The organism is Paenirhodobacter enshiensis, assembly GCF_000740785.1.
GTDB lineage: Bacteria > Pseudomonadota > Alphaproteobacteria > Rhodobacterales > Rhodobacteraceae > Rhodobacter > Rhodobacter enshiensis.
On record NZ_JFZB01000002.1, the window covers coordinates 64,997 to 81,353 of the forward strand.

At 64.1% G+C, this 16,357-nt stretch carries 23 protein-coding genes; all 23 read right to left on the bottom strand.

The features are described from left to right. Positions 1–32: 32 nt before the first annotated feature. Positions 33–1,361, bottom strand: coding sequence for a replication-associated recombination protein A (locus CG50_RS01790; RefSeq protein WP_036634529.1), 1,329 nt, complete (start codon positions 1,359–1,361; stop codon positions 33–35). A 109-nt stretch (positions 1,362–1,470) separates the two neighbouring features. Further along, positions 1,471–1,887 carry a 50S ribosomal protein L17 gene (gene rplQ, locus CG50_RS01795; protein ID WP_036634532.1) on the bottom strand — a complete coding sequence of 139 codons (417 nt, stop codon included), beginning with the start codon at positions 1,885–1,887 and terminating at the stop codon, positions 1,471–1,473. 165 nt (positions 1,888–2,052) lie between these two features. Then, positions 2,053–3,069, bottom strand: coding sequence for a DNA-directed RNA polymerase subunit alpha (locus CG50_RS01800; protein ID WP_036634612.1), 1,017 nt, complete (start codon positions 3,067–3,069; stop codon positions 2,053–2,055). A gap of 122 nt (positions 3,070–3,191) precedes the next feature. Next, complete coding sequence (gene rpsK / locus CG50_RS01805; protein WP_036634534.1) at positions 3,192–3,581, bottom strand: 30S ribosomal protein S11; 390 nt, start codon at positions 3,579–3,581, stop codon at positions 3,192–3,194. A 15-nt stretch (positions 3,582–3,596) separates the two neighbouring features. Further along, positions 3,597–3,965 (bottom strand): 30S ribosomal protein S13, encoded by a 369-nt coding sequence (rpsM, locus tag CG50_RS01810; RefSeq protein WP_036634537.1) that lies wholly within the window; start codon positions 3,963–3,965, stop codon positions 3,597–3,599. A gap of 162 nt (positions 3,966–4,127) precedes the next feature. After that, a complete protein-coding gene (locus CG50_RS01815; protein WP_036634614.1) occupies positions 4,128–4,784 on the bottom strand; it encodes an adenylate kinase in 657 nt (218 codons plus the stop codon). Positions 4,785–4,795: 11 nt separating this feature from the next. After that, complete coding sequence (secY, locus tag CG50_RS01820; protein WP_036634539.1) at positions 4,796–6,157, bottom strand: preprotein translocase subunit SecY; 1,362 nt, start codon at positions 6,155–6,157, stop codon at positions 4,796–4,798. Between the two features lie 105 nt (positions 6,158–6,262). Then, entirely contained in the window at positions 6,263–6,733 is a 471-nt protein-coding gene (rplO, locus tag CG50_RS01825) for a 50S ribosomal protein L15 (protein ID WP_036634542.1), read from the bottom strand. 136 nt (positions 6,734–6,869) lie between these two features. Continuing rightward, positions 6,870–7,721: a hypothetical protein gene (locus tag CG50_RS01830; protein ID WP_152559399.1), complete on the bottom strand. Its 852-nt coding sequence runs from the start codon at positions 7,719–7,721 to the stop codon at positions 6,870–6,872. A 181-nt stretch (positions 7,722–7,902) separates the two neighbouring features. After that, positions 7,903–8,094, bottom strand: coding sequence for a 50S ribosomal protein L30 (rpmD, locus tag CG50_RS01835; protein WP_036634548.1), 192 nt, complete (start codon positions 8,092–8,094; stop codon positions 7,903–7,905). A 12-nt stretch (positions 8,095–8,106) separates the two neighbouring features. Further along, on the bottom strand, positions 8,107–8,664 hold the full coding sequence (gene rpsE, locus CG50_RS01840; RefSeq protein WP_036634551.1) for a 30S ribosomal protein S5: 558 nt from the start codon (positions 8,662–8,664) through the stop codon (positions 8,107–8,109). Between the two features lie 10 nt (positions 8,665–8,674). Next, positions 8,675–9,034 (bottom strand): 50S ribosomal protein L18, encoded by a 360-nt coding sequence (gene rplR, locus CG50_RS01845; RefSeq protein ID WP_036634553.1) that lies wholly within the window; start codon positions 9,032–9,034, stop codon positions 8,675–8,677. A gap of 11 nt (positions 9,035–9,045) precedes the next feature. Beyond that, on the bottom strand, positions 9,046–9,579 hold the full coding sequence (gene rplF / locus CG50_RS01850) for a 50S ribosomal protein L6 (RefSeq protein WP_036634555.1): 534 nt from the start codon (positions 9,577–9,579) through the stop codon (positions 9,046–9,048). Between the two features lie 10 nt (positions 9,580–9,589). Then, positions 9,590–9,994 carry a 30S ribosomal protein S8 gene (rpsH, locus tag CG50_RS01855; RefSeq protein WP_036634557.1) on the bottom strand — a complete coding sequence of 135 codons (405 nt, stop codon included), beginning with the start codon at positions 9,992–9,994 and terminating at the stop codon, positions 9,590–9,592. A 12-nt stretch (positions 9,995–10,006) separates the two neighbouring features. Further along, a complete protein-coding gene (gene rpsN, locus CG50_RS01860; RefSeq protein ID WP_036634559.1) occupies positions 10,007–10,312 on the bottom strand; it encodes a 30S ribosomal protein S14 in 306 nt (101 codons plus the stop codon). 16 nt (positions 10,313–10,328) lie between these two features. Then, positions 10,329–10,889: a 50S ribosomal protein L5 gene (rplE, locus tag CG50_RS01865; RefSeq protein WP_036634562.1), complete on the bottom strand. Its 561-nt coding sequence runs from the start codon at positions 10,887–10,889 to the stop codon at positions 10,329–10,331. Then, positions 10,889–11,194: a 50S ribosomal protein L24 gene (gene rplX, locus CG50_RS01870; protein WP_036634565.1), complete on the bottom strand. Its 306-nt coding sequence runs from the start codon at positions 11,192–11,194 to the stop codon at positions 10,889–10,891. The genes rplE and rplX overlap by 1 nt, the downstream gene beginning before the upstream one ends. Continuing rightward, positions 11,194–11,562, bottom strand: coding sequence for a 50S ribosomal protein L14 (gene rplN / locus CG50_RS01875; protein ID WP_036634568.1), 369 nt, complete (start codon positions 11,560–11,562; stop codon positions 11,194–11,196). Before rplN ends, rplX begins: the two co-directional genes overlap by 1 nt. A gap of 75 nt (positions 11,563–11,637) precedes the next feature. Next, positions 11,638–11,871, bottom strand: coding sequence for a 30S ribosomal protein S17 (gene rpsQ / locus CG50_RS01880; protein WP_036634571.1), 234 nt, complete (start codon positions 11,869–11,871; stop codon positions 11,638–11,640). Between the two features lie 11 nt (positions 11,872–11,882). After that, complete coding sequence (rpmC, locus tag CG50_RS01885) at positions 11,883–12,083, bottom strand: 50S ribosomal protein L29 (protein ID WP_036634573.1); 201 nt, start codon at positions 12,081–12,083, stop codon at positions 11,883–11,885. Between the two features lie 261 nt (positions 12,084–12,344). Beyond that, on the bottom strand, positions 12,345–13,850 hold the full coding sequence (locus CG50_RS01890) for a DASS family sodium-coupled anion symporter (RefSeq protein ID WP_036634576.1): 1,506 nt from the start codon (positions 13,848–13,850) through the stop codon (positions 12,345–12,347). A 143-nt stretch (positions 13,851–13,993) separates the two neighbouring features. Further along, complete coding sequence (gene argF / locus CG50_RS01895) at positions 13,994–14,920, bottom strand: ornithine carbamoyltransferase (RefSeq protein WP_036634578.1); 927 nt, start codon at positions 14,918–14,920, stop codon at positions 13,994–13,996. Positions 14,921–15,016: 96 nt separating this feature from the next. Further along, a complete protein-coding gene (locus tag CG50_RS01900) occupies positions 15,017–16,198 on the bottom strand; it encodes an aspartate aminotransferase family protein (protein ID WP_036634580.1) in 1,182 nt (393 codons plus the stop codon). Between the last annotated feature and the right edge of the window lie 159 nt (positions 16,199–16,357).

Here is a 16,357-nt window from a genome sequence, read left to right on the forward strand (position 1 = left end):
TCGTGCCCGGCCTTCGTGCCGGCCGGGGGGCGTCAGTTGCCGCGCTTCTCGCGCAGCTTGGCGAACCATTCAACGCGCTTTTTCAGCTCGCGCTCGAAACCGCGCTCGACCGGCTGATACAGCACGGGGCGTTTCAGCCCCTCGGGGAAGTAGTTCTGCCCCGAGAAGCCGTCTTCGGCGTCATGGTCGTATTGATAGCCCGCACCGAAGCCCTGCTCTTCCATCAGCCGGGTCGGCGCGTTGATGATATGCATCGGCGGCGGCGCCGATCCGGTCTTCTTGGCGAGCTGCCGCGCCGCCTTGTAGGCGACATAGCCGGCATTCGTCTTCGGCGCGAGGGCGAGATAGATCACCGCCTGCGCGAGCGCGAGTTCCCCCTCGGGCGAGCCGAGCCGCTCGTAGATCTCCCAGGCGTGCAGCGCCACGGTCTGCGCCTGCGGATCGGCGAGGGCGATATCCTCGACCGCCATGCGCACCAGCCGCCGGGCGAGGTAGCGCGGATCCTCGCCACCCTCCAGCATCCGTGCATACCAGTAAAGCGCCGCATCCGGGTCGGATCCGCGGATCGACTTGTGCAGTGCCGAGATCAGATTGTAATGCTCGTCGCCCTTCTTGTCGTATTTCGCCGCGCGCCGCATCAGCCGCGCGGACAGCTGATCGGTGTCCAAAGGCGCGCTCACCCGCCAGGCCATCACCTGCTCGACGAGGTTCAGAAGCGCCCGCCCGTCGCCATCGGCCATCTCCAGCAGCGCCTCGCGCGCCGGGCCTTTCAAGGGCATCGCGCGGCCAAGGGCCTTCTCCGCCCGCTGCGCCAGACGTTCAAGGGACGCGAGGCTCAGCCGTTCCAGCACCACCACCTGCGCCCGGCTGAGCACGGCGGCGTTCAGCTCGAACGAGGGGTTCTCGGTCGTCGCGCCCACCAGAAGGATCGTGCCGTCCTCCATCCAGGGCAGAAAGCTGTCCTGCTGCGCCTTGTTGAAGCGGTGGATCTCGTCGACGAACAGCAGCGTTCCCCTGCCCTGCTCGCGGCGCAGGCGGGCCGCCTCGAACACCTTGCGCAGCTCCGGCACGCCGGTGAAGATCGCCGAGATCTGCACGAAATGCCGGTCCGTCGCATGGGCGAGCAGCCGCGCGATGGTGGTCTTGCCCACACCGGGCGGCCCCCACAGGATGATCGAGCCGAGCGAGCCCGAAGCCAGCATAACGCCGAGCGGCCCCTCGGGGCCGAGGACATGTTCCTGCCCGATCACATCGGCCAGTGACTGCGGCCGCAGCCGGTCGGCAAGCGGGCGCGGGCCTTCGGGCTGCGCGGCGGGCGCGGCCGATCCGGGTTCCGAAGAGGTGTCGAACAGGTCAGGCATGGCGTTCCTTTCGCCCCATCAAAGCATCGCCACGGCGAAAGGAAAAGCGCCCTGAAACGAAAAATCCCGCGCCGAGGCGCGGGATTTCCCGAATGGGATGGCGCGAGGATTACTCGGCGGCCGCTTCGGCCTCGAGACGGGCCTTGTCGGCCTTGCCCTTGGCTTCGAGATCGCGGTCCACGAACTCGATGAAGGCCACCGGGGCCATGTCGCCATAACGGAAGCCGGCCTTCAGGACGCGGGTGTAGCCGCCCTGACGGTCCTTGTAGCGCGGCCCGAGAACCTCGAACAGCTTCGCCACGTCCTTGTCTTCCTTCAGGAAGGCACCGGCCTGACGACGAGCGTGCAGATCGCCGCGCTTCGCAAGCGTGATCAGCTTCTCGATGATCGGGCGCAGTTCCTTGGCCTTCGGCAGGGTGGTCTTGATCTGCTCGTGCTCGATGAGCGAGCCACACATGTTGGCGAACAGCGCCTTGCGGTGTTCGGCGGTACGGTTCAGACGGCGGTAGCCGCGAGCGTGACGCATGATATCTCTCCGTGATTTCGCGTTTTGCTTTGTGTTGCCCCGCCTGCGTTGGACGAAGCGTCGTTGGGGTCGGATGACCCGAAGTTCCCGGACAGTTCCGGCATTGAATGGGGGGCGTGTATCCACGCCCCCCGTAACTGTCAAGCGATCAGGCGATCCTCAGGATCAGAACTGATCCTCGTAGCGCTTCGCCAGATCCTCGATGTTCTCCGGCGGCCAGTCCTCGACTTCCATGCCGAGGTGCAGGCCCATGCCCGAGAGCACTTCCTTGATCTCGTTCAGCGACTTGCGGCCGAAGTTCGGGGTGCGCAGCATCTCGGCTTCGGTCTTCTGGATCAGGTCGCCGATGTAGACGATGTTGTCGTTCTTCAGGCAGTTCGCCGAACGGACCGAGAGCTCCAGCTCGTCGACCTTCTTCAGCAGGACCGGGTTGAACTCCAGACCGTCGTCCGCATCCGCCTTCGAGGCTGATTCCGGCTCGTCGAAGTTGACGAAGATCGACAGCTGGTCCTGCAGGATACGGGCAGCGTAGGCCACCGCGTCTTCCGGCGCGACCGAACCGTCGGTCTCGATCTTCAGGGTCAGCTTGTCATAGTCGAGAACCTGGCCCTCGCGGGTCGGCGTGACTTCGTAGGCGACCTTCTTGACCGGCGAATAGATCGCGTCGATGGCGATCAGACCGATCGGCGCATCTTCCGGCTTGTTCTTGTCGGCAGCGACATAGCCCTTGCCGGTGTTGACGGTCAGTTCCATGAACAGATCCGCGCCGTCGTCGAGGTGGCAGATCACGTGATCCTTGTTCAGGATCTCGACGCCGCCGATCTCGGTGATGTCGCCCGCGGTGACCACGCCCGGACCCTTGGCCGAAATCGAGATGCGCTTCGGCCCCTCGATGTCCATCCTCAGGCGGACCTGCTTCAGGTTCAGGATGATGTCGGTGACGTCCTCACGCACGCCCGCGACCGAGGAGAACTCGTGCAGCACGTTGTCGATCTGCACCGAGGTGATGGCGGCGCCCTGCAGCGACGACATCAGCACGCGGCGCAGCGCGTTGCCGAGGGTCAGACCGAAGCCGCGTTCGAGCGGCTCGGCGACGACGGTCGCCTGACGCGACGGATCGCTGCCCGGCTTGACGTCAAGCTGCGTCGGTTTGATCAGCTCGGCCCAATTCTTGTGGATCATGCGTTCTGCCTCCATACCTGTTTCCGGCCCATGTCCCGTAGTCGGAAACGCCCGAGGATATAAACGTAAAGAGCCGGGCCGCGCGGAGACTTCCCCGCACGGCCCGACCGGATTTCAGAAGATCAGACGCGACGACGCTTCGGCGGACGGCAGCCGTTGTGCGCGATCGGGGTGACGTCACGGATCGAGGTGACGGTCAGGCCGACGGCAGCCAGCGCACGCAGCGCCGACTCACGGCCCGAACCGGGGCCCTGCACTTCGACGTCGACGGTCTTCAGGCCGTGGTCCTGAGCCTTCTTCGCGGCGTCTTCGGCAGCCATCTGAGCGGCGTAGGGGGTCGACTTGCGCGAACCCTTGAAGCCCATGGTGCCCGAGGACGACCAGGAGATGGCGTTGCCCTGAACGTCGGAGATCAGGATCTTGGTGTTGTTGAACGACGAGTTGATGTGAACCACACCAGCAGCGATGTTCTTGCGCTCTTTGCGCTTGATACGGGTCTTGTCGCGAGCCATTGTCTCAGCCTCCCCTTACTTCTTCTTACCAGCGATGGCCTTTGCCGGGCCTTTGCGGGTGCGAGCGTTGGTATGGGTGCGCTGACCGCGAACCGGCAGGTTCTTGCGGTGACGCAGGCCACGGTAGCAGCCGAGATCCATCAGACGCTTGATGTTCATCGAGGTTTCGCGACGCAGGTCGCCCTCGACGGTCAGGTTGGCGTCGATGTATTCGCGGATGGCCAGCACTTCGGCGTCGGTCAGATCGGCGGCGCGGCGGGTCGGGTCGATGCCGACGGCGGCCACGATCTGGTTCGCGATGAACGGGCCGATGCCCGTGATGTAGGTCAGAGCGATCGGGACGCGTTTCCCGGTCGGAATGTTGACGCCAGCAATACGTGCCAAAGCGTAACCCCTTCGTTGCGATTCCGTGGTACCAGAATCTTTTTTCACAACTCGGCCCGAAACCTCATGCTCCGGGCCTTCTTACCCGGGAAACCCCGGGCGATTCTCGCAAGAGACGCCGAGACCTAGAGGTTTTTCCACCCCGGGTCAAGGCGCGATGCGTTATTTTCCGGCCTTGTCAAGAACCTTCGCGATCTCATCCGCCACAGTCTCCACCGAGGCCAGCGCGTCGATAGAGGACAGCAGATGCGCGTGGTAGTAATAGCCCACCAGCGGCGAGGTTTTCTTGTAATATTCCATCAGCCGGGTGCGCAGGCTGACTTCATTGTCATCGGCACGCCGCTTCAGGTTGGTGCTGCCGCAGGCATCGCAAACACCCGCGACTTTCGTCGGATGGGTGACGTCGTGATAAACTGCACCGCAGTCGCCGCAGGTGAACCGGCCGGTGATGCGCGAGACCAGAGCCTCGTCATCGACCTTCATCTCGATCACCGCACCGAGCGTCTGACCGTGCCGCTCCAGCAGGGCGCCGAGGGCGTCGGCCTGCTTCAGCGTGCGCGGGAAACCGTCGAAGATGAACCCCGGTGCCTTGACGGTATCGAGCTTCTCCTCGATCAGGCCGATCACGATATCGTCCGTCACCAGCTGACCGCGGTCCATGACCTCGGCGACGCGCTTGCCCATCTCGGTTCCCGAAGTCCGGGCCTCGCGCAGCATGTCGCCGGTCGAGAGCTGCACCATGCCGCGTTCGGCGACGAGCTTGTGCGCCTGCGTGCCTTTGCCGGCACCGGGCGGCCCCAGCAAAATGATATTGGTCATCGTCTTCCCCATCAGCGCCGCGTCGGCGCCTTCCTGGTTGCGGTCTTCTTGCGACCGCGAAGTTGCGAACGTTCGATCAGCCCTTCGTACTGGTGCGCCAGCAGATGCGACTGAACCTGGTTGATCGTGTCCATCGTCACCGACACGACGATCAGCACCGAAGTACCGCCGAAGTAGAACGGAATCGACAGCTGCGAGCGCAGAATCTCGGGCATGAGACAAACTGCCGCAAGATAAGCAGAGCCCAGCACCAGAACCCGCGCCACGACGTAATCGAGGTAATCCTCGGTCTTCTTGCCGGGGCGGATGCCCGGAATGAAGCCGCCCTGATTCTTCAGGTTGTCCGCCACGTCATCCGACTTGAAGGCGACGTTGGCCGTGTAGAAATACGAGAAGAACACGATCATAGCCGTGAAGAACAGCAGATAAAGCGGCTGACCCGGCCCGAAATAGGCGAGGATCGTCGACATCACCGGCCCCGTCTGCGCACCCGAGAAGGTCGAGATCGTCGTCGGCAGCAGCAGCAGCGAGGAGGCGAAGATCGCCGGGATCACGCCCGCCGGGTTCACCTTGACCGGCAGATGCGACGAACCGCCGTCATAGATCTTCATACCGACCTGGCGGCGGGGATACTGGATGTGGATCTTGCGCAACGCACGTTCCATGAACACCACGAAGGCGATCACCGCGACGATCATCACGATCACCAGCAAGATCACCGGGGTCGAGATCGCCCCCGCACGCCCCTGAGCCAGGAACTGCGCCAGAGCCGCCGGGATTTCCGCGACGATACCGACGAAGATGATGAGCGAGACACCGTTGCCGATGCCGCGTGCAGTGATCTGCTCGCCCAGCCACATCAGGAACATCGTGCCGCCGACCAGCGTGATGACGCAGGAAGTGACGAAGAACCAGCCGGTCTCGTGTGCGAGACCGCCCGCCTCGATCGAGCGCGCCAGACCGTAGGCCTGGAACAGCGCGAGCGCGACGGTGGCGTAACGGGTGATCTGGTTGATCTTCTTGCGGCCCTGCTCGCCTTCCTTCTTCATCGCCTCAAGCATCGGCACCAGGGCCGTCAGCAGCTGAACGATGATCGAGGCCGAGATATAGGGCATGATCCCGAGCGCGAAGATACCCATGCGACCGAGCGCACCGCCGGTGAACATCGACAGGATGCCACCGAGTCCCGAGCCCGCGTTCTGCATGAAGTTGCGCAGCGCCTCGGCATCAATGCCGGGGACCGGGATATAGGTGCCGAGCCGGTAGATGACCAGCAGGCCGATGGTGAAGTAGATGCGCTGCCGAAGCTCGGTCGCCTTGCCCAGGGCCGACCAGCTCAGGTTTGCCGCCATTTGCTCTGCAGCAGAAGCCATGTGCCGTCTCTTTCATGCGAAAGGCGCCGCTCGACCGTCTTCCGGTCGGCGGCGCCTGGAAAACCGTAGCCATATGTAAGCGGGCCTGCGCCCGCTCACAACCGATTATTCGGCGGCCGCAGCGGTCACGGTCAGCTTGCCACCGGCCTTCTCGACGGCTTCGATGGCGGGCTTCGAGGCGCCGGTCACGGTGATGGTCAGCGCCGAGGTCACGTCGCCCTTGGCGAGGATGCGCACGCCATCGAGCTTGCGACGGACCAGACCCGACGCGACGAGCACGTCTTCAGTGATCTCGACCTTGGCGTCGATCTTGCCGGCTTCGATGAACTTCTCGATCGCGCCGAGGTTCACGACGGCGAAAGCCAGACGGTTGGGCTTGCTGAAGCCACGCTTCGGCAGGCGGCGATAGAGCGGCATCTGGCCGCCTTCGTAACCGTTGATCGCCACGCCCGAACGCGACTTCTGGCCCTTGATACCACGGCCGGCGGTCTTGCCCTTGCCCGAACCCGGGCCACGCGCGACGCGCTTCTTCTTCTTGGCTGCGCCTTCGTTATCGCTCAGTTCATGCAGTTTCATGTCGCTTCTCCTTTGGCCGGAAACCCTCTCGCAAGCGACAGAAGAGGGAACACGGCGTTGTTGGTTCTGGTTCGCGGCCCTCAGGCCACCGGGCGCGTATAACGGCACGCCCCCCGTGGATCAAGGACGAATCGCCTCAGGGCGCGGGTGCGGCGGCCGGGGCGGCGTCGGTCTGGGCCACGGGGGCCGGCGCTGGTGCCTCGGCCGGTGCGGCCGGAGCGGCGGCGGGAGCCTCCGCCGCAGTCTGAGGTGCGGTCTGAGGTGCGGTCTGAGGCTCAGCCTGAGGTGCCGCCGGGCTCTCCGCGGCGGGCGCTGTCGGGGCCGGGGCCGCAGCCGGAGCGGACGGCAACGTCTCGGTTTCCTTCGCGACGAAGTCGATGTTGCCCACCACTTCGTCCTTGCCCATCTTGCTGAACATCAGCTTGTTATTCTCGATGTAGAGCTTGCCGACCGGATAGCTTTTCGGCTGCCCCTTCTCGTCGAGAACGGTGACCGTGGCGTTCTGCTTGCCGGGCTTTCCTTCGTCGAGGCGGAAGGCCGCCGGATCCGAGTTCGCCGCCACGCTGCGCATCACGCCCAGGATCTCGTTGTATTTCGTCACCTTGCGGTCGGAGAAGTAGCAAAGCCCCTCGTATCCCGCGAGGCCGACCGCAGCCGCGGCCGCCACCACGACCGAGGACGTCCCGGCAAGCGCCGAGCCGATCGCCCCATGAGCCGATCCCGCCGCCGTCGCGGCCGAAGCGCCGCTTCCCGCAGCGGTTCCTGTCGTCGCAGCCGCCCCCGTTCCCGCCGCCGTCGAGGCCCCCATCATCGAGCCACCGGTCACCGCGCTGGTCAGCGCATAGGCGCCGACCGCCTTGACCTGCTCGGCCGCGGCCGAAGCCGTCGCCGCCACCACCTTGCTCGGGCGGTAGTCACAGGGACCGGCCAGCGCCCCCTGCCCCGCCACCGCGCACAGCGCCGCCGTCATTGTCAGTTTCGTCCACATCGCCGGCCTCTCGATCCGTTTCCCTTCAGATCGTGCGCCGCGACGGCGCACGCAAGAGGGTCCGGGGATTCGCCCGCAATTGTGATGTCAGAGCGCCCCCGGAACGGCCCGGAATACCCTTCGGATATGAAAACGCCCCAGCCTTGCGGCCGGGGCGTTTCCGTTCAGCGGATCTGTCAGATCAGCCGCGCTCTTCGATGATCTTCACAAGGTGCGAGACCTTGTTGACCATGCCGCGAACAGCCGGGGTATCTTCCAGCTCGCGGGTGCGACGGATCTTGTTCAGGCCGAGACCCTTGAGGGTCGCGGTCTGGATGGCCGGACGGCGGGCGGCCGAAGCCACCTGCTGCACGACGATGGTTTTGTTTGCCATCTTTCAGTCTCCTCAGGCTTCGGCCGATTCGGCGTCGGTCTTCGGCAGGATGTCCGCGACCTTCTTGCTACGACGCTGAGCGACGTGGCGGGGCGAGGCTTCCTTCTTCAGACCGTCAAGCGTGGCCCGGATCATGTTGTAGGGGTTCTGCGAGCCGATAGACTTCGCAACAACGTCCTGCACACCCAGCATCTCGAAGACGGCACGCATCGGGCCGCCGGCGATGATGCCGGTACCGGCAACGGCGGTCCGCATCACGACCTTGCCAGCGCCATGACGGCCCTCGATGTCGTGGTGCAGGGTCCGGCCGTCACGCAGCGGCACCCGAACCAGCGAGCGCTTCGCCTGTTCGGTCGCCTTGCGGATCGCTTCCGGCACTTCCTTCGCCTTGCCCTTGCCGAAGCCGACGCGACCACGCTGGTCACCGACGACGACGAGAGCCGCGAAACCGAAGCGCTTGCCGCCCTTCACGGTCTTCGAAACACGGTTGATCGCCACGAGACGATCGGCGAATTCGGGGGTCTCTTCGCGTTCGCGACGATGGTCCCGACGATTTTCACGTTCAGCCATAATCGTCTCCTTAGAACTTCAGACCGGCTTCGCGCGCGGCGTCGGCCAGGGCCTTGATCTTCCCGTGGAACAGGAAGCCACCACGATCGAAGTAGCACTCTTCAACGCCGGCAGCCTTCGCGCGTTCCGCGATGACAGCACCGACCTTCTGAGCCGCTTCCAGGTTGTTCTTGCCAACGAAGCCCAGATCCTTTTCGAGGGTCGAGGCGGCGGCAAGGGTCACACCCTTCACGTCGTCGATCAGCTGAACGCTGATGTTCTTCGAGGAGCGATAGACCGACAGGCGCGCACGCCCGTTGGCCATCTTCCGCAGCTTGTTCCGCACGCGCAGGCGGCGCTTGAGGAACAGTTCATGTTTGTTGTTCGCCATTTTACGCCACCTTACTTTTTCTTGCCTTCCTTGCGGAAGACGAACTCGCCCTTGTAGCGAATCCCCTTGCCCTTGTAGGGCTCGGGCTGACGCCACTCGCGGATGTTCGCCGCAACCTGGCCGACCAACTGCTGGTCGATGCCTTCGACGACGATTTCCGTGTTCTTGGGCGACGTCACCGTCACGCCTTCGGGAACCTCGAAGTTCACCTCGTGCGAGTAACCCAGCGACAGCTTCAGAATCTTGCCCTGCATCGCGGCGCGGTAACCCACGCCCTGGATCTCGAGCTCTTTCTTGAAGCCGGTGGTCACGCCGATGGCGAGATTCTCGACCATCGAACGGGCCATGCCCCACTGCTGACGGGCACGCTTGGACGTGCCGCGCGGCGACACCGTGACGGTGTCCCCTTCCAGGTGCAGCGTGACGTCGTCGGTGGCGGTGAAGCTGCGGGTGCCCTTCGGGCCCTTCACTTCGATGGTCTGGCCGTCCAGCTTCGCGGAGGTACCCGCGGGCAGGTGAACCGGCTTTTTGCCAATACGAGACATGCGGACCTCCTTAGAACACGGTGCAGAGCACTTCACCACCAACGTTGGCAGTGCGTGCAGCCGCGTCCGTCATGACGCCTTTCGGCGTGGAGACGATCGAGATGCCCAGGCCCTGACGGACCGTCGGGATCTCCTTGACCGAGGCGTAGACGCGACGACCGGGGGTCGAGACGCGCTTCAGCTCGCGGATCACCGGAGTACCTTCGAAGTACTTCAGCTCGATCACCAGCTCGGGAAGGCCCTTGCCGTTCTTGGCATCGACCTTTTCGTAGCCGCGGATGTAGCCCTCGGCAGCGAGCACGTCCAGAACCCAGGCGCGCAGCTTCGAAGCCGGCGTCGAGCAGGAGGACTTGCCGCGCATCTGGGCGTTGCGGATGCGGGTCAGCATATCGCCGATAGGATCGTTCACAGACATTTCAGAACTCCCTTACCAGCTCGACTTCACCATGCCCGGGATCTGGCCGAACGATGCCAGATCGCGCAGCATGATACGCGACAGTTTCAGCTTACGGTAGTAAGCGTGGGGACGGCCGGTGAGCTGGCAGCGGTTGTGCAGCCGGGTCGCCGACGAGTTGCGGGGCAGTTCCGCCAGTTTCAGAGTCGCCTTGAAGCGATCTTCCATCGGCTTGGACTGGTCTTCGATGATCGCCTTCAGCGAGGCACGCTTGGCGGCGAACTTGTTCACCAGCTTCGCGCGCTTCACTTCGCGTTCAACCATGGATTTCTTGGCCATTGGGTCCTCTTCGCGATCAGCTGTTGAACGGCATGTTGAAATGCTTCAACAGCGCCTTGGCTTCCGCGTCCACATGGGTGGTGGTGCAGATGATGATGTCCATGCCGAGAACTTCGTCGACCTTGTCGAACTCGATCTCGGGGAACACGATGTGCTCTTTCAGGCCCATCGCGTAGTTGCCACGGCCGTCGAACGAGGTGCCCTTCACGCCGCGGAAGTCGCGGACGCGCGGCATGGCCACGTTGATGAGACGGTCGAGGAACTCATACATCGCGGCGCGACGCAGAGTGACCTTGCAGCCGAGCGGCATCTCTTCACGAACGCGGAAGCCGGCGACCGACTTCTTGGCGTGGGTGATGACAGCCTTCTGACCGGCGATGAGCGACAGCTCCTCAGCGGCCTGCTTGACCTTCTTGGTGTCCTTCACGGCTTCGCCGACACCCATGTTGATCACGATCTTGTCCAGACGCGGGATCATCATGTCGTTCTTGAAGCCGAACTCTTCCTTCATGGCCGCACGGATGGTCTCATCGTACAGCTTTTTCAGGCGGGGCGTGTAGGTGGTAGCGTCGAGCATCAGATCGCCTCCCCGGTGGTCTTGGCGAAACGGACCTTCTTGCCGTCTTCCACACGGAAGCCGACGCGGGTCGCCTTGCCGTTGGCGTCGATCAGCGCCAAGTTCGACAGGTCGATCGGCATCGCCTTCGCGACGCGGCCACCCTGCGAGGTCTGGGTCTGACGCGTGTGACGGATGGCGGTGTTCACGCCTTCGACCACGGCCTTGTTGTCCTTCGGCAGAACCGAGGTGATCTCGCCCTGCTTGCCCTTGTCCTTGCCGGCAAGGACGACGACCTTGTCGCCTTTACGGAGTTTCGCGGCCATTACAGCACCTCCGGAGCAAGCGAGATGATCTTCATGTAGTTCTTCGCACGAAGCTCACGAACGACCGGCCCGAAGATACGGGTGCCGACCGGCTCGCCATTGTTGTTGATGAGAACGGCGGCGTTGCGATCGAAACGGATCGACGTGCCATCCTCGCGACGGACTTCCTTGGCGGTGCGAACGACGACGGCCTTACGCACGTCACCCTTCTTCACACGACCCTTCGGAATCGCCTCCTTGACCGACACCACGATGATGTCGCCCACGGATGCATAGCGGCGATGCGAGCCGCCAAGAACCTTGATGCACTGAACTTTCCGGGCACCGGAATTGTCAGCCACATCCAGATTGGTCTGCATCTGGATCATAGGGTTACTCCCGACCTTTGAGAACTAGTCCCAGGGTTTCGACAAACTGTCGTTTGTCGCCGGGCCTGAACGAATTCAGGCTTCGACGACAACCGTCCAGCGTTTCGTTTTCGAGATCGGCGCGCACTCTTCGATGCGAACGGTGTCACCGACCTTGAAAGTGTTTTCCGCGTCATGGGCGCGGTATTTCTTCGACGAACGCACCGTCTTCTGGAAGAGCGGGTGCTTGAAGCGGCGTTCCACGAGCACGGTGACCGTCTGGTCGTTCTTGTCCGAGGTGACGACGCCTTGAAGGATACGTTTGGGCATCGGAAGACTCCTTACTTCGCGGCTTCAGCGGCTTTGGCGTTCAGCACCGTCTGCACACGGGCCACGTCCTTGCGGACAGCGCGCACGCGGGCGGTGTTCTCGAGCTGGCCGGTGGCCTGCTGGAAGCGGAGGTTGAAGGCTTCCTTTTTCAGCGCAATGAGCTGATCGCGGAGCTCATCAGGCGTCTTCGCCTTGAGTTCTTGGGCTTTCATCCCAGGATCCTTTCTTGGCACCAGAGGGCCCGCTTGGGTGACCCTATGTCTGGTGGGTTATGTCTGTCGGCAGGCCGACCCGCGGGCCATAGCACCGCCCCCCCGTTCACGCAAGCGGATTCGCCCAATGTTTCTTGAGAAAATCCGCGGCGGCGAGTCCGGGGCGGAATCCGCGCCGCCCCGGACCTCCGGCCAGAAGAAAGCCCCCGGAACCGCGGCTCCGGGGGCTTTCTTCGGTCACGGGTCCGTCCGGCGAGGGACTCACCAGTAGCCGAGAACCTTCCACCACAGCCCGCCCGCGACGGCGAAGACCGCGAGTTCGACCAGGCACATCAGCAGACCGACCGCCCACCAGCGCTCCATCGAGACATAGCCGCTGCCGAAGATGATCGGCGAGGTGCCGGTGGCGTAATGGGTCAGCGTCATCATCAGGCTCGACGCCGCGATCATCATCAGCATGTAGAAGCCGACGTATTCCGCCGGGATCAGCGCCGCGCCGACGGTCAGCAGCGCCATCATCATCGCGCTGATATGCGCCGTGGTCGAGGCGAATATGTAATGCGTCAGCGTGAACACCAGCACCAGCACCGTCGCGGCCATCCCCCAGCTCATGCCCGAGGACGCGATCCCCCCCTGCACCAGATTGGAGAACCAGGTGATCACGCCGAGCTTGTTCAGCTCCTCCGCCATCATCACCAGCGCGCCGAACCAGATCAGCGTGTCCCAGGCGCTTTTCTCGCCCAGCACGTCCTGCCAGTCGATGGTGCCGGTGATCAGCAGCACGAACAGCCCGACCAGCGCCACCGCCGTCGCATCCATCGTCCAGGCGGAACCGAAGATCATCGCCGGCACGTTCGCCCAGAGCAGCAGCAGCAGACCGAAGGTCGCCAGCATGATCCCCTCGCGATGGGTCACCGGGCCCATCTGCTTCAGTTCGGATTTCGCGAAGGTCACGGCATCGGGCGTATGCTTCAGCTCGGGCGGCGAGACCAGGTAGATCACCAGCGGCATCACCAGGAGCGCGATCAGCCCCGGCACCAGCATCGCCGTGGCCCAGTCCATCCAGCTCAGGTCGATCTTGCCGCCGGTCGCCTTGGTCACGAAGCTCTGCACCAGCGGGTTCGGCGCGGTCGCGGTGATGAACATCGCCGAGGTGATCGGGTTGGCGTGATAGTTGACCAGCGCCAGATAGGTGCCGACCTTCTTCTCCGTCCCCTTGGCGGGGTCCGAGCCGAAGGCATTGGCGATCGACTTCATGATCGGGTGCATCACGCCGCCGCCGCGCGCGGTGTTCGACGGCATCACCGGCGAGAGCAGGAACTCGCACAGCGTCAGCCCGTAACCGATGCCGATGGTCCGCTTGCCGAGGGCTGCGATGAACAGCATCCCCAGCCGCCGGCCGAGCCCGGTCTTCTTCAGCCCGAGCGAGATCAGGATCGAGATCACGATCAGCCAGATCAGCGGGTTCGAGAAGCTCGACAGCGCATCGCTCACCGCGCCCTTCGAGGTCGGCGAAGTCACCTTGCTGATCGTCATGACGGTCATCGCCATCAGCGCCATCACCCCGATCGGCATGACCTTGAGGATGATCGCCACGATGGTGGTCAGGAAGATCGCCAGCATGTCCCAGCCGTTGGGCGTCAGCCCTTCGGGCACCGGCAGCGCCAGCAGCACGACCAGAACCACCGTGGTGATCGCCGCCGGGATCGGACGGAACGGGACCGCCTCGCGGATATGCTGGATGAGGGATGCGATACGCCCGGACATGGCAACTCCTGCTGATGGCCTGCTCTTCGCGGTCAGCGGTGCCACCTTGCGCCGGGATGGTCAAGAGAATGTGAAAAGAGGGGGCAAGGCCCCCTCTTTCCGTAACATCATGCCCGTGACGTCACGTCAGTGACAGGTCGCGCTCACTTGCCGAAGCACCAGCGCATCACCGCCTTCTGGGCGTGCAGACGGTTCTCGGCCTCGTCGAAGATCACCGAATGCGGGCCGTCCATCACCGCCGAGGTCGCCTCGTCGTTGCGATGCGCCGGCAGGCAGTGCATGAACAGCGCGTCGGGCTTGGCGTGCGACATCAGCTCTTCGTTGACCTGATAGGCGCGCAGCAGGTTGTGACGCCGCTCCTTCGCCGATTCCGGATCGTGCATCGACACCCAGGTGTCGGTGACCACCAGATCGGCGCCCGAGACCGCCTTCGCCGGATCGCGCTCGATCTCGACGTTGACGCCCTTCGAGCGCGCGAAGTCGATCCATTCGCGCTCGGGGTCCAGAACCTGCGGCCCGGTAAAGGTGAAATCGAAGCCGAACTGGCCCGCCGCATGGAGGAACGAGGCGCAGACGTTGTTGCCGTCGCCCGACCACACCACCTTGCGCCCCCTGATCGGGCCGCGGTGTTCCTCATAGGTCACGATATCGGCCATGATCTGGCACGGATGGGTGCGGTTGGTCAGCCCGTTGATGACCGGAACCGAGGCGTATTCCGCCATCTCCTGCAAGGTCGCTTCCTCGAAGGTGCGGATCATGATCATGTCGACATAGCGCGACAGCACCCGCGCGGTGTCGGCGATGGTCTCGCCATGGCCGAGCTGCATCTCCTTGCCGGAGAGCACCATGGTCTGCCCGCCCATCTGCCGCACGCCGACGTCGAAGGACACGCGCGTCCGGGTCGAGGGCTTTTCGAAGATCAGCGCGACCATCTTGCCGGCAAGCGGCAGATCGTCGTCAAGCTCGCCTTTCGAACGGCCCTTGCGGGCGTCCTTCATCGCGCGGGCCGAGTCGATCATGTGCCGCAGGTCTTCGGCGCTGGTGGTATGGATGTCGAGAAAATTGGGCATCTGTAAGGTCTTTCGTGGCGTTTATGGCTTGGCGCGTCAGGCCGGGACCGGGCGATGTCTCGCACACGGGCCCCGGCCTCGCGGGCCGTATGGCGATCAGGCGGCCTTGCCGTCGATGGCGGCGGCGGCGCGGTCGAGGCGGGCGATGGCCTCGGCGATCTCCTCGTCGGGGATGTTCAAAGCCGGCAGCAGACGCAGCACGTTATGCGCGGCCGGAACCGTCAGCAGGTTCTGCTCGTAACCCGCCGCGACGACCTCGGTCGGCGCGACCTTGCACTGCAGACCCAGCAGCAGCCCCTGGCCGTGGACGTCCTCGAACACCTCGGGATGCGCCGCGACCAGCCCTTCGAGCTTTTGGCGCATCAGACCGCCCTTGCGGTTGACCTCGGCGAGGAACTCGGGCGTCGCCACGATCTCCATCACCTTCGCGCCGACCGCACAGCCGAGCGGGTTGCCGCCATAGGTCGAGCCATGCGTGCCGAGCGTCATGCCCTGCGCCGCATCCTCGGTGGCAAGCACCGCGCCGAGCGGGAAGCCCCCGCCGATGCCCTTCGCCACCATCATGATATCTGGCGTGACGCCGGCCCATTCATGGGCGAACAGCTTGCCCGTGCGCCCCATGCCGCATTGCACCTCGTCGAAGATCAGCAGGCAGCCGGTCTCTTCCGAGATCTGCTTCAGCGCCTTCAGGAAGGCGTCGCCCGCCGGACGGATACCGCCCTCGCCCTGCACCGGCTCCAGCATGATGGCGCAGGTCTTGTCGCTGACCGCTGCCTTCACCGCATCCAGATCCTGCCACGCCACATGGGTGAAGCCGGGCAGCAGCGGGCCGAAGCCCTTGGTCATCTTCTCGCCGCCCGAGGCCGCGATCGCCGCCGAGGACCGGCCGTGGAACGCCCCCTCGAAGGTGATGATCTCGTAACGATCCGGCTGGCCCTTGGTATACCAGTATTTCCGCGCCATCTTGATCGCCAGCTCCGCCGCCTCGGTGCCCGAGTTGGTGAAGAACACGGTGTCCGCGAAGGTCTTGTCGACCAGCATGTCCGCCAGCCGCTGCTGGTTCGGGATCTCGTAGAGGTTCGAGACATGCCACAGCTTCTGCGCCTGTTCGGTCAGCGTCTCGACCAGTTCCGGCGCGGCATGGCCGAGGCAGTTCACCGCGATCCCGGCCCCGAGGTCGAGGTATCGGGTGCCGTCTGCCGTCTCCAGCCAGCTGCCCGCGCCTTTGACGAAGGCGAGCGGCGCGCGATTGTATGTCGGCAGGACGGAGGAAATCATGATGTGTCTCCAGATGGGAAGGCCAAGGGGTGCCCGAGGCCCGAAGGGCTGTCAACGCCTGATGCCCGATGAAACGGAACGCAGGCAGGGAAAACGGGGAAGTCTTGGAGGGGGACGTGGCGGCAGTGCCGGCACGGATGATCGGACGTCAGGCGCTCA